We start from the raw sequence: 13057 nt of genomic DNA on the forward strand, positions 1-13057 counted from the left end.
GTTTCATGCCGGTACTGGTACCACTTTAATCACGCACCCATATTCGATTCAGCCCATACGCAAAACCCAGCAAATCGCTCCACGTTGTGGGAACGAAACGTTTCGTATCAACTCTCATCCAAGTGATACGATCCGGATCCTCAAAACTGAGTGTTTGAAGAAACAAATCGCCAGCAATTTCGTACGCCCACAAATCATGGACATTCTCATACTCGACCGAATATTTTTGAAACGTTCCCTCGGGCTGAAAGAGGGTTTCAAACCCCACGAAGGTTTTCCCATTCGACGTTTCTACTTCCAAAATGAGATATAGAAATGTATCAATCCAAGCGGCAGCCCCATGAAACTTCGGCAAGGAAACGGCACCTTCAACCCTAGAGTTCCTTTCGCTCAACGCATCCTTATTGAGGATCTCCGCCAAATAGTTTGCAGCGGCCTTTAAATCGAATTGATGCTCTGGGGCTATTGCCATTTCCGTAAATCCAAAGTGGGAACTTCTGTAGGGTCTACGCCCGCGCGTCACCAGATGCTAACACGCGCCTTACCGACTACGCGTCACCCAGCAAGGAAACGTGGTCCAGGTCGGCGTGTTCGCGAGGCGAAGGTCTGACTGCAGACGTCTCCCTACGGCACGTTGCCACGCGATACACACTGACGAGGAAACTCGAGCAAACTACAGCTCATTCCGGTCGAGGTACTTAAAGCGTGCGATGCTGGTCGTCGAAAATCAGCCGGGCTGGCCGAAAATGCGCGACCTGCATCGCACTCCTTAAACACCTCGACACGAGCAAAGCCTTGCAGATCAATCACGCTACAGCGCCTTTTGACCACAAGCCCGAATCGGAACGACCAGTGAAATATCGCTGCCAACCGATATGTACAAGATGTACATTTACGATATGGAAATAAAATCAGTGGCATCCAGCGAGTTCCGCAATTCGCAGAGCCAGCTATTAGAGGAAGCGCAGCGCACACCTGTCGTTATCACCAGCCGGGGCAGCCGCGCTCGCGCAGTTGTCGTCTCTCCTACATTCTTTGCCCGCGCTGTCGAAGCTCTCGAGGACCTGGAAGACATCCGCGCCGCCGAAATTGCTCGGCAAGAGAGCGAGGAAATCTCGTTTGAGGACCTCAAAAAGGAACTCGGCTTCGCGTAAAGCTCGGTTATGTCAAACGCCACTTATCGCATCACCTTCAAATCTTCTGCTGCGAAGGAACTAGGCAAACTCGACAAGCAGACCCAGAAGCGTATCCGCGTCGAGCATCACCGCGTTGTATACGAGATCGCAGACGCTAGATGCTCGGCCTCAGCGCAACCCAGCCCGTTCGGCCAGCACCTGCGCCGTCACCGAGCGCGAATCCGGATCTGTCCCCTGCTGGGCGACTGCCGCCGGCGTCCCGGTGGCCAAGATCTGGCCGCCCTCGTCCCCGGCGCCTGGGCCGACGTCGATAATGTGGTCGGCCTGCGCGACCACCCGCAGGTCGTGCTCGACGACGACCACTGTGGCGCCGTCGTCGACAAGGCGGCGCAGCTGGGCGAGCAACAGATCAACATCCGCCGGGTGTAGGCCTGTCGTTGGCTCGTCCAGGAGGTACAGGCTGTGCTTGCGGCTAGAACCGCGCTGCATTTCGGAGGCCAGCTTGATGCGCTGCGCCTCCCCGCCCGAAAGCTCCGGGGACCCCTGCCCCAGCCGCAGATAGCCCAGGCCGAGCGCGTGCAAGAATTCGACAGAGCGCAGCACCTTCGGCTCCTCGGCGAAGACCTCCAGTGCCTCGTCCACGGTCAGCGCCAAAATGTCCGCGATGCTGCGGCCGTTCCACTGCACCTCAAGGATCTCCGGCTTGTAGCGCTTGCCGTGGCAGGCCGGGCAGGTGGTGTACGTGCCCGGCAGGAACACCAGCTCGACCTCGATGCTGCCCGCACCATCGCACTCCGGGCAGCGGCCCTTCGTCGTGTTATAGGAAAAGTCCGACACCGACATGCCTCGCTGCTTAGCCTCGGGGGTCGCGGCGAAGAGCCTGCGGACGTGATCGAAAAGCCCCGTGTAGGTCGCCACGGTGGAACGCACCGTGCGCCCAATCGGCTTCTGAGTGATGTGCACCAACCGGCGGATCTTATCGACGCCCTCTACGTTGTCCACCCTGAAATCCTCAGAGGGATCGGATCCTGCCGTGAGCTCAGCATCCGCATCCCCGTCCGATGCCTCCTCGGCGCCGACCACCTGCTTTGCAGAGCGGGACACCACGTCCGCCAGCACCCCGATGACCAGGGTGGATTTGCCGGAACCGGATACTCCCGTGACTGCGGTGAGTGCTCCCAGCGGGAAGTCCACGTCGGCGCCGTCGAAGGCGCGTGCGTGCACACCGCGCAGGCTGATGGATGCACCGGTGTCGGCCGGAGTGTCCGTCAACTCGGGGAAGTCCGCATTCAGGGCGATCGCCGTGGGCGAGCCCAGCTCATCGGCGTTCGCGCGGAACTGGCTAGTCGGGCCGGAGAACACCAGCTCCCCGCCGCGCTCCCCTGCGCGGGGGCCGATGTCCACAATCCAATCGCACCCGGCCACTAGGGACATGTCGTGCTCCACCAGCAGCACCGAATTACCGGCGTCGATGAAGCGCTGCAGCAACTCAGAGACAGCCTTGCGCTCCACCACGTGCAAGCCCGCCGAGGGCTCATCCAGCACATAGGTCGTGCCGAATAAGCTCGAGTTCAACTGGGATGCTAACCGCAGGCGCTGGTGCTCGCCGGCAGACAAGCTCCGTGCCGGACGAGAGAGGCTTAAGTGGCCCAGCCCCAGCTCATTCGCCGCGCGCACCGTGGGCAGCACCTGATCCAGCAGCAGCTCTTCGGCCTCGTCGTGCTCGTTCCACTCCTGCTCCGCGATGCCCTCCAGGCGCTCCAGGCGATCCTCCAGGACAGCCAGCACGTCCTTCAACGCCAAGGCGTTGAACTCATCGATGGCGTAACCGGCGTAGGTGACCTGCAAGGTATCCGGCTGGAACCCGCGGCCCTGGCACGTCGGGCACGTCGATGAATGCATGAAAGAAAGCACCCGACGACGGTTCTTATCCGACTCCGTCTCCGCCAGGGTGTCCGTGAGGTACGTGGCAACCGAACGCCACTTACCTTTATAGGAACCATGCACAGCGTTCTCATCCCGCACCGGGTGGACGGTGACCACCGGCTGCTCGTCCGTAAACAGGATCCAGTCGCGGTCCTCCTGCGGAATATCCCGCCACGGGACGTCCAGCGGGTAGCCGAGGGTGCCCAGGATGTCCCGGAAGTTCTTCCCCAACCACGCCCCCGGCCACGCGGCAATCGCGCCGTCCCAGATAGACAGGCTGGGATCCGGCACCATCGACGCTTCCGTCGGCCGGTGCACGGTACCGGTGCCCTGGCACTCAGGGCACATGCCCGCGGTGGTGTTGGGCGAGAAAGCGTCAGAGTCGAGCCTGCCGTATTCCAGCCGCTCACGCATGCCATCCGGGTAGCTGCCAGAGCGGGAAAAGAGCAGCCGAATACTATTCGACATATTCGAGATCGTGCCCACGGAGGAACGCGCTCCACCCAGGGTGGTGGACTGCTGCAGCGCCACTGTCGGCGGCAGACCCGCGACCGAGCCGACGCGCGGGTTGACCGCACCACCGATCAGACGCCGCGCAAACGGCGACACAGACTCCAGGTAGCGGCGCTGCGCCTCCCCATGGATGGTGCCGAACGCCAGACTGGACTTGCCCGAACCCGACACACCGGTGACCGCCACGAGGGTATCCCGGGGCAGGTCGACGTCGATGTGTTTCAGGTTGTGCAGGTGCGCATCACGCACCCGAATCATTGGATCGTGACCCGCACGCGCCGAAACGTGCGCAGCCGGGGACTCGGACGTGGAGTGAATCATGGTGGCCACCCTACCGTGTGGGCTGCTCCCCTATCTGGCGAGGTAGCTGATCGCTTTGGACGCGGCCCGGGACGATCTTCCAGGTATAACAGCCTCTTCGGAAAACCTCCGCCGAAGCAATCACTGGCCATATAAAGAAAAGTCGCAAATCTTTGCGATAGAAAACACGCTGAGATACCCCTCTGACCAGCGCTGACTCAAACACAGAATGCCAATATGCCGTCCCGTCAGCATAACTCCATGCCGTCATGTCGGCATGCCTGCATAGCATTACCCAAAAAGTAGAAGGGAGTAACGATGACCACACCACAGATTCAATTTCACGGTTACCCGAAGCGACCAGTACCAGACATCCTGGGAGGATCGGATTGGGACGTTCCGATGGTCGATCGCGACAGCGACTCGATCTTTCTGCTCGTGGAGTACCTGAAGATAACCGATCCGGAGAACGCGAACGAGCCGACCGCGTACAAGATGGTGTCCCAACTCAACCAGGAGCACACAGAATTGGAGCGCAAAGCGATCGACGTACTGCGCTCGACACCGGGCATTCAACAGGACAAGGATCAATCCCTGTACCGAATAATGTTCCAGTTTTTGCAGTACCAAGTAGGACAGCTCGTGATTAAAGCCTTGGAAGCGACGGGAGGGAACGCAACGAGGCTGGTAGGAATGATGCGCTGGCACAATCCAGGGATCGCACCAGCAGAAACGAACGACGCAGTGATGAAGACTACCGTGGAGGAAGCACTGAAAACGTTGGGCAAAGACCACAGCCCGCAGGCTGTCGAGGAACTTTGGCGGCAGCTGAACCAACAGGTCGATCTGTTGTCGCAGACTCGGAGAGCGCAGCGATTAGCGGGATGGGCGGAGGACATCCAGAGCCTTCCGGACAGCAGCGACGAGATGAAACGAATCTTCCTGCAGGATCAGAACGAAGCCGCCTGGACGGTAATCGACCAACATCTGACGGAGCCGATCAACGCGCTGATGGAGCAGCAGGAAGAAGAGGATCCCTGGGCGGTGGACTGGGACAGTTAAGCGGGGTTGTCGATACCGCAACTCGTTCTGGCACACCGGTTCGGTTTGACCGGTCAAGCTTGGAACGGGTTGCGTCCTCGCCGCGAGCGCGCGTCGAAGCCAACATTGAGGCAATACGTCCCGCGCAGCACGGAATACACGGTGCGCTCAATATCGTGTGCGCTCATGACTGCCCTGCTTCAAATTGCTCGAACGCGTGTTTTGCCTCAATAAGATGGATACGACGAACCGCCTCCTCAACGACTTCGCCTACAACGCTCCTAACATCGCCCGTGCCCAGGAGAGCGTTGACAGCATCAATCTGTTCATCCGTCACTTCGTCGTCGACACCCGCAGGAACCTGGTAATACTTGGCCAACAAGTACCTAGAAAGGTCTTCTGTCAACGCGTTCAATCGCTGAAACTGCGCTCCAAGGGTTTCCGGCCCCAAAAGCCGCACTGCTTGGTCAATGCCAAAGACCTGCCACCCGCTTGCATCCGCCTTGCTGTCATCTCCTCCCCATGTTGCCGCGCACTCGGCGATATGTGATACGAGCAATTCTTTGGTTCGGTGCTTAATCAGGCTCCATGCCCGTGGCGACACACCGTTAAAAGCCCTGCTCATTGACACAATGTGTTCATTAATCGTGGTTGTTTTCATCATGGCAATACTCCATCTGCGAATGCTTGTCTATATTTAGACGCTGGAGACCGCGTCTCGGTTCCCAACGCTATTGCTCGAAGATCGAGTGTGGGCGTAAGCGACATTTTGTGTGTATATGTCTATCTGGTTTCCCGGGATGGCCTCGGCCAACAACCAGATATGGTTTTCAAAACAGTTCCATTTGCCCGTTTTGAAAAATCAACACCGAATGACGTCTGGTGTGTGGTATGGAGTCTGCGGGCAGCACAGGAACCCCAGCGAGATCAAGGACTCTAAGGAACTAGAACCAGCCGCCTGTGCGTTGGGCGGTCGCATATAGCCAGGGGGACGAGCAAAGCCCTTGACGTGCACAATTCTGGTCGCATAGAGGTATCGGGGGTTCCGGTCGACCTCATTGCATCGACCAACCCAGGTCAGCGGTGATTTGGATGATTTTGGGGCTATTTTGCCGATTTTGCGCTGACCTGCGTTGGTAAACCGGAGTAGGTCGACGGGAAGAGGTCGACGGGCCGAAAGAATTCGATACCGGCATTGATCATCAGTGGAACCCCAGCTTAGGCGTGAGAAAAGGGTGGGCTGGACGCAGCTAAACACACACAAAATGTCCCTTATCGCGACACACCGTAAAAACACACAAAATGTCCCTTAAGCCCCTAACAGGATGTCGCCAGGGTCAGTGTCCAGCGACAGCGCTAAAACCGCTCTAATTCAGCGAAAATCGAAGAATTAGAGCGGTGTTTTTTGAAGCGTCCTGGGTTCAGATTCAGGTAACTCAAGGATGAGTGTGAATCCGGGGTTTGTGTCTTTGAGAAGGCCCTTTAGAAGCCTTCAAGTACTTCGTAGAGGGCGGTGGCTAGGGTTAGTCGCCGTCGCTAGCTGTGCTTGGCTGTTAATGTCATGTCGACCAACTGCAGGAAGCGTATAACGTAGTCTTTGACAAAGCCTGCGGTGCCTTCATTGAGATGGCCGGAGTCTTCGAAGAGGGTGGGGGATTGGCCAAGGAATACCTCGGGCTGACCAGGAAGCGGCATATCGAAGTAGGACAGGGCGAGCCGGAGGTTCTTCTGTGAACTGTAGCCGCCCATGCGGCCTACAGAGTGACTGATGATACCTGCGGGAAGGTTCTTCCAAGCCACATCCGAGTTGGGCTTGGAACCGATGTCCACTGCATTCTTGAGACAGGCAGGGATAGTACGGTTATTTTCCGGGGTAACAAAGAGGACGCCGCTCGAGTTCTTGATGGTGTCGCGGAAAGTGGTGTACTCAGCTGGAATGGGCTTGTCCGTGACCGAGGGGTCATCGTAGTCGAAGTCATAGAGCGGCAAGTCACGGATTTCAACGATGTCTGCCTGGTAGTTTTCAGGGATCATTGTGAGCACTTCGTGTGCAATCTTGCGCGCAAATGAGCCGCGGCGCAGGCTGCCGACGATAACACTAATGCGTGGGGTGGTCATAGGAAGTCCTTTCTTCTTAGTTGGGCGTAGGTACGTGCGATCAAGGGAGAAAAGGCTTGCAGCCAAAGGCAGGCGGTGGCCCGGCGGCGTGGGCGGCAGTAAGAAAGTTATCCACTTTGTCTTCTTCATGGCGGAAGTACAGTTCGATGAGTCCTAACAGTCCCCCGAGGACGGCCTCCCGTGCGGCGGACGTATCCAAAAGCCGCATGGCTGCTGGTTGGTTTCCTTCGCGGATGGCTTCAAACAGCGCGATGGTCTCAAGCCAGCTTCCTTGGTCTGGTCGTGGAAACGGTTTAGAAATCCCAGTCATCATCACTCGTTTCTTCAGCGGTGCCAATGACATAGGAGGAACCGGAGCCGGAGAAGAAGTCATGGTTTTCATCTGCTCCAGGTGCTAGGGCAGCGAGGATTTCCGGGTTCACTTCCGTTTCTTCAGGTGGGAAGTAGTCCGGGTAGCCCAAATTCATGAGCGCCTTATTGGCGTTATAGCGAACGAATACAGCTACATCATCCATGAGCCCCAACGGCTCATATAGCTCGCCGGAATAATCCAGCTCTAGGGCATAAAGCTCTTCGAGCAAGGAAATAGTGAAATCATGCATCTCCTGTTGCCGTTGTGGAGCAGACGTTTCCAGTCCGCGCTGGTACTTGTAGCCTGAGTAGTAACCGTGCACTGCCTTGTCACGCAGAATGAGGCGAATCATGTCTGCCGTATTTGTCAGGGTGGCGTGGACGGAAAAATGCAGGGGAAGATAGAAACCCGCGTAGAGAAGCAGCGAGGAAAGCAGCGTCGATGACACTTTGCGCTTGAGTGGATCGGGCCCAAAATAATGAGTGAGCACTTTTTTGGCGCGTGCCTGGAGAAGGTCATTATTCACCGCCCAGCGGTATGCCTCATCAATTTCTTTCGTACTGCTCAAAGTAGAAAACACTGAAGAGTAAGAACGGGCATGGACTGATTGCATGAAGGCGATGTTGGTATACACGGCCTCCTCGTGCTCGGTGCGGGCATCTTGGATCTGACAGATTTCGCCCACAGTGGCCTGGACGGTGTCCAGGGTGGTGAGTCCCGTGAACACCCGCATGGTGAGGTTGCGTTCCTCCGGTGTCATCCTCTGCCACGCCGGGAGATCGTTTGAAAGTGGAACCTTTTCTGGCAACCAAAAGTTGGCGGTGAGGCGGTTCCACACTTCAAGATCCTTCTCATCGCTCACCCGATTCCAATTGATGGCGCGGATGCGGGCTGAAGGGTCATGCCGGTAACTTGGCGGCGTAACTGAGATGCTGGTTAGCTCAGCAGTGTTTGATGTTGAAGACATAGCTTCTTTCTTTCTTGATGGATGGTTGTGAATGAAGGAAGGACCGTGTTCCTACAGAGCACAGGAAACGCAGCCTTCGACCTCGGTTCCCTGGAGTGCAGGTTGGCGTAAACGGATGTAGTACAAGGTCTTGATTCCGGCTTTCCAGGCATAGATTTGTGCCTTGTTGATGTCCCGCGTAGTGGTGTCAGCGGTGAAGAACAAAGTCAGGGAAAGCCCTTGGTCCACGTGTTGGGTGGCCATAGCGTAGGTGTCGATGATTTTTTTGTACCCCACGGTGTAGGAGTCATCGAAATACTCCAAGTTGTCGTTGGTCATTTCCGGTGCGGGGTAGTACACGCGCCCCAAGCGGCCTTCCTTGCGTATTTCAATCTTGGAGGCAATCGGGTGTATGGACGCGGTGGAGTCATTGATGTAGGAAATTGATCCAGTGGGTGGAACTGCCTGCAAGTAGGCGTTGTAGATGCCGTCTTGCATCACTTGGTTCTTGAGCCGTAGCCAATCCTCGCGTTGAGGAATCTGCACGCCAGCCTCATGGAATAGCTGTTTTACGTGGTCAGTGGCCGGCGCCCAGTCTTGGTCGATGTACTTGTCGAAGTAGACGCCAGTGGCATAGGTGGATTCTTCAAAGCCAGTGAATCGTTGACCTTTCTCAACCGCTAGCGCATGGGATGCACGGAGCGCATGATAGGTCACGGTCAGGAAATAGATATTTGTAAAGTCCAGTGCTTCGGCGCAGCCATAAGGAATACGCTTGGAAGCCAGGAAACCGTGGAGATTCATTTGGCCCAACCCGATGGCATGCATGGATGCATTACCGTGAGCGATGGAAGGAACAGCTTCGATATTTGTTAGGTCTGAGACCTTCGTGAGAGCGCGCACCGCGGTTTCAACAGTTTCCCCAAAGTCCGGTGATTCAAAAGCTTTAGCGATGTTGAGCGACCCTAGATTGCAGGAAATGTCCTGGCCAACGGTGGTGTAGTTACCTGAGGCGCCGTAGGTGGATGGCGTGTTGACCTGGAGGATCTCACTACACAGATTGGACATATTGATATGTCCTTTGAGGGGATTAGCGCGGTTGACCGTATCCTCAAAGAGTATGTAGGGGTATCCAGATTCAAACTGAAGCTCAGCCAGCGTGGTGAAAAACTCGCGGGCCTTGATAGTCGTATGAGAAATTCGCGGATTGGAAACCAGCTCGTCGTAATACTCGGTGATAGACATGTCAGACATGGCTACGCCGTACTCGCGAGCGATGTCATACGGGCTAAAAAGATGCATATCCTTGTTCTCTTTGGCCAGCTGGAAGGTTATATCTGGAATAACAACTCCCAGCGAAAGAGTCTTAATGCGGACTTTCTCATCGGCATTTTCCCGCTTGGTATCCAGGAAACGAAGAATATCTGGATGGTGCGCATGTAGGTAGACGGCTCCAGCGCCCTGTCGAGCGCCCAATTGGTTGGCATAGCTGAAGCTATCTTCCAGAATTTTCATAACTGGGACTACGCCGGAAGCTTGGTTCTCAATCCTTTTGATTGGGGCTCCGGATTCGCGCAGATTGCTCAGTAACAAGGCCACACCACCGCCGCGTTTTGAAAGCTGCAGTGCAGAGTTCACGCTGCGGCCAATGCTTTCCAAATTGTCTTCGATGCGAAGGAGGAAGCAGGAGACCATTTCGCCACGCTGGGCTTTTCCTGCGTTGAGAAAAGTAGGGGTGGCGGGCTGGAAGCGTCCGGTCATGATGTCATCCACCAGCTTCTCCGCAAGCTCTTCATCGCCCTGTGCAAGGTACAAAGCTGTGGTGGCGACGCGTTCTTCGTAGCCTTCCAGAAATCGCGAGCCATCAAAGGTTTTCAGTGCGTATGAAGTAAAGAACTTAAATGCGCCGAGGAAAGTGCGGAACTGATGCTTGGCTCGGTGGGCTCTGTCGTACATAGTGCACAGAAAATCGTCATCATAAAGCTCAAGGAATTCCCGCTCGTAGTATTCGTTATCAACCAACCACTCCAAGCGCTGCTTGGTGGATTCAAACTGATGCATGCGGGGAGTGACATGGTGCGCTAAAAAGTCTTGTGTTGCCTCAATGTCCTTGTCGAACTGGATTCTTCCCGAATCGTCGAATAGGTTCAGCTGCGCGTTGAGTGCATGGTAGCTCTTGCGCTTACCGACACCGCCGGCATCGTCTGCTGAAGCGGTGCGGGGCGTAGGGCCAATGGGCTGTGTGGGGGTGGCCTTAAGTGGCGGCATTGTGGTTTCCAATCTGTGTGTTGCGGATGTGGTCTTCATTTTGTGGGAAATCAATGGGGTGTAATTGTTAGTTGCTTTGCTGCTCCCAAAACTTGTGAAGGCCCTGCTTTACAGCGGCAACGTCCTTCTGCGTGCCGAGTAGCTCGAAGTGATACAGCTCTGGAACGTGGCACTTAGCGGAAATGATGCGGCCGGCGACGCAGTAAGCGCTTCCGAAGTTGGTATTGCCTGAGGTAATCACGCCCCGGATAAAGGAACGGTTGATTGGGTCATTGAGGAAGTCGATGACCTGTTTGGGGACTGCGCGTTTGAGCGAGCCACCGCCGTAGGTTGGAACGATGAGTACGTACGGGTGTGAAACCTGGATCATTCCGGTTTTCTTGGGCCGCAGTGGAATGCGCACTGCGGGTCTATCTAAGCGTTCGACGAATCTTTTTGTGTTTTCAGAAACGCTAGAAAAGTACACCAAATCTGGTGAGTCTGACATGACAATCCTGCTCATCCTGGCCTTAGCCATAAGTGGGATAGGTGATGATCGAAAAGATTAACTACGTACTACCGTAGTTGCAAACTACGCCGCACCGTAGTTTTTAAAAGGGCAGGTAGGGACAGGATTAATGAGAAAGGGAAAGACTACAGGCTGTGGTGTGCTACAAACACTGCGTCCGTAGCTGGGCGCCCAAGTACTACCCACTGAGTACTGTCGGCTACCTGTACTTCGAGCGATTCTGAAAAGGGCGTTCCTTCGCGCGTGGTAAGAACAGCCCCAATGACGATGCCTTGCTCTTTGAGGAAGGCCAGCAGTTGTGGGTCGGAATCAGAAATGCGTTCCACGGTCACCTGCGGTTGTGCGCCGCTGTCGGTGAGACGGTGCGCACTGGGGATAGTGACCTGTCCATCAACCGTAGGGATAGGGTCGCCGTGTGGATCCCTAGTGGGGTAATTGAGGAACTTATCCACGCGCTCTATGAGCATGTCAGACACCGCGTGTTCAAGATTTTCGGCTTCATCATGGACCTCGTCCCACGTATAATCCAATGCTTGAACCAAAAAAGACTCAAGCAATCGGTGGCGGCGCACCATGACCAATGCGTACTGCCTGCCAAGTTCGGTTAACTCCACAGAGCCATAGGGCGTGTGTGACACGAGCCCTTGCTTCGACATTTTGCGCACTGCATCGGAGACCGAGGAGAGCTTGAGTCCCAGCTGTTTCGCTATAAGTGTGGCGGTAACGGGCTCGGATGACCATTCCTTTAGCCCCCAGATAGCTTTCAAATAGTTCTGGGTACTGGTGGACAGCTCAGAAACAGACATGAGTAAATGTTAACCCAGCTTCCGTATGCGCCTTAGGCGCTGTGCCCCAACGCTCATAGCGAACAGAGGCCAAGTTTGAGAGGAATGCCGGTAAGGTGGGGCCAGTTAAAGCATTCTTCACTTGAAGGAGAACCACTAATGTCTGAGAAGATTTCAATGAACTTGAAGTGCGCCAGCGTAGTGCGTAATGGAATGGCTAGTACACAGTGCAGTAAAACAGCGCATGTAATGGCTCATGTAATGCACTGTGTAGAGACAGAGCGTCTGGAGCAGGAGTATCAGCGCTCCCGTACTGGACGGCGACGGCGTTATGCGTGGTCTGTGCTGAAAAAATAACCCCGCAGGTTTCCCTGCGGGGTGTTGTTGCAACTAGAACGGCACTTCTTCAGAGTCATTAGCAGCAGCGTTATCTGCGCTGTTCTCGCGGCGTGCTGCTCGTGCCTCAGACTCCTTCTTGGAGTCGATCAGCTGCACAGTGTCGATGCGCGCTACCAGCGGATAGTGCTTGTTGCCGTCCTTATCGGTGTAGTTGTCAGTCTTCAGCGAGTAGCTCACTGCAACGCGATCACCAGCGCCGATGCATCCGAAGACGCCGAGGTTCTTGGCGTCAGCCACGTAGCCAGTGAGTTCGACAATCTCTGATTCCACCTTGCCTGTGGACTTGTTCTTGAACGTATTACGTGCGTAGACGTTGAGCTTCACCGTCGCACCGCCGTTTGCGTGCTCAAAGATCTTCGGCTCGCGTGCTGCGTTGCCAACGATGGTGCCATTGTTAAACGGGTTGGACATTGTGATTTCTCCTTATATGAGTGAGTGTGTGATTGTCTTTCAATTGTGTGTTTGAGCAGCGGCTTTGCTGCTGCTGTAAGTGCTGTTACAGCACTGCCCAGGGCAGATGTGCCCCTGCTGCTTCCAGGTCGCGTAGCTCTTGTGCGGCACCCGGATCGGCGTCTTCGCCATCCATGCCGTCAGACATGAGGTAGAGCAGCTCTAGGTCTTCGTGGGTGTAGTGGTACATGGCGTGCCTCCGTGTCGTGGATTGATTCTCAATCCGTTCTTTGAGACAGCTCTGCTGTCTAGAGACCTCTCCCCTGCTCGGTGGAGATTTCCTTCTTCCCTGGTCACGGCGTGGGTAGAAAAGAA

General features: G+C 55.6%; 13 protein-coding genes and 1 pseudogene. 2 read left to right on the top strand and 12 right to left on the bottom strand.

All coding sequences use genetic code 11. The features are described 5' to 3' along the window. Positions 1–25: 25 nt before the first annotated feature. Entirely contained in the window at positions 26–472 is a 447-nt protein-coding gene (locus BJP05_RS07715; protein ID WP_070362914.1) for a hypothetical protein, read from the bottom strand. 69 nt (positions 473–541) lie between these two features. Then, positions 542–661, bottom strand: a pseudogene (locus BJP05_RS11595) (hypothetical protein); the annotation flags it as partial. Between the two features lie 238 nt (positions 662–899). Here BJP05_RS11595 and BJP05_RS07720 point away from each other — a divergent pair. Next, positions 900–1154: a type II toxin-antitoxin system prevent-host-death family antitoxin gene (locus BJP05_RS07720; RefSeq protein WP_070363564.1), complete on the top strand. Its 255-nt coding sequence runs from the start codon at positions 900–902 to the stop codon at positions 1152–1154. A 150-nt stretch (positions 1155–1304) separates the two neighbouring features. Here the strand turns inward: BJP05_RS07720 and BJP05_RS07725 are convergent, their stop codons facing one another. Then, complete coding sequence (locus BJP05_RS07725; RefSeq protein ID WP_084028660.1) at positions 1305–3896, bottom strand: excinuclease ABC subunit UvrA; 2592 nt, start codon at positions 3894–3896, stop codon at positions 1305–1307. A gap of 297 nt (positions 3897–4193) precedes the next feature. On the opposite strand from BJP05_RS07725, the gene BJP05_RS07730 reads away from it, so the two are divergent. Further along, positions 4194–4937, top strand: a complete 744-nt coding sequence (locus BJP05_RS07730; protein ID WP_145945261.1) for a hypothetical protein — start codon at positions 4194–4196, stop codon at positions 4935–4937. A 163-nt stretch (positions 4938–5100) separates the two neighbouring features. Here the strand turns inward: BJP05_RS07730 and BJP05_RS07735 are convergent, their stop codons facing one another. From BJP05_RS07735 to BJP05_RS11320, 9 genes are all read right to left on the bottom strand, one after another. Next, a complete protein-coding gene (locus tag BJP05_RS07735) occupies positions 5101–5580 on the bottom strand; it encodes a hypothetical protein (RefSeq protein WP_071572895.1) in 480 nt (159 codons plus the stop codon). Between the two features lie 872 nt (positions 5581–6452). Continuing rightward, positions 6453–7034, bottom strand: a complete 582-nt coding sequence (locus BJP05_RS07740; protein ID WP_022862715.1) for an NADPH-dependent FMN reductase — start codon at positions 7032–7034, stop codon at positions 6453–6455. A 40-nt stretch (positions 7035–7074) separates the two neighbouring features. After that, on the bottom strand, positions 7075–7347 hold the full coding sequence (locus BJP05_RS07745) for a hypothetical protein (protein WP_133065267.1): 273 nt from the start codon (positions 7345–7347) through the stop codon (positions 7075–7077). Continuing rightward, positions 7328–8353, bottom strand: coding sequence for a class 1b ribonucleoside-diphosphate reductase subunit beta (gene nrdF, locus BJP05_RS07750; RefSeq protein WP_034666259.1), 1026 nt, complete (start codon positions 8351–8353; stop codon positions 7328–7330). The genes BJP05_RS07745 and nrdF overlap by 20 nt, the downstream gene beginning before the upstream one ends. A 51-nt stretch (positions 8354–8404) precedes the next feature. After that, complete coding sequence (gene nrdE, locus BJP05_RS07755; protein WP_070362917.1) at positions 8405–10600, bottom strand: class 1b ribonucleoside-diphosphate reductase subunit alpha; 2196 nt, start codon at positions 10598–10600, stop codon at positions 8405–8407. 67 nt (positions 10601–10667) lie between these two features. Next, complete coding sequence (nrdI, locus tag BJP05_RS07760; protein WP_052093126.1) at positions 10668–11117, bottom strand: class Ib ribonucleoside-diphosphate reductase assembly flavoprotein NrdI; 450 nt, start codon at positions 11115–11117, stop codon at positions 10668–10670. A gap of 116 nt (positions 11118–11233) precedes the next feature. Continuing rightward, entirely contained in the window at positions 11234–11914 is a 681-nt protein-coding gene (locus tag BJP05_RS11545; protein ID WP_022862719.1) for a metal-dependent transcriptional regulator, read from the bottom strand. Between the two features lie 369 nt (positions 11915–12283). After that, positions 12284–12703 carry a single-stranded DNA-binding protein gene (locus tag BJP05_RS07770; protein ID WP_070362918.1) on the bottom strand — a complete coding sequence of 140 codons (420 nt, stop codon included), beginning with the start codon at positions 12701–12703 and terminating at the stop codon, positions 12284–12286. Between the two features lie 85 nt (positions 12704–12788). Beyond that, positions 12789–12932, bottom strand: coding sequence for a hypothetical protein (locus BJP05_RS11320; protein ID WP_165482993.1), 144 nt, complete (start codon positions 12930–12932; stop codon positions 12789–12791). Positions 12933–13057 lie beyond the last annotated feature (125 nt).

The sequence above is a fragment of the Corynebacterium sp. NML98-0116 genome, assembly GCF_001767255.1.
Taxonomy (GTDB): Bacteria; Actinomycetota; Actinomycetes; order Mycobacteriales; family Mycobacteriaceae; genus Corynebacterium; species Corynebacterium pseudogenitalium.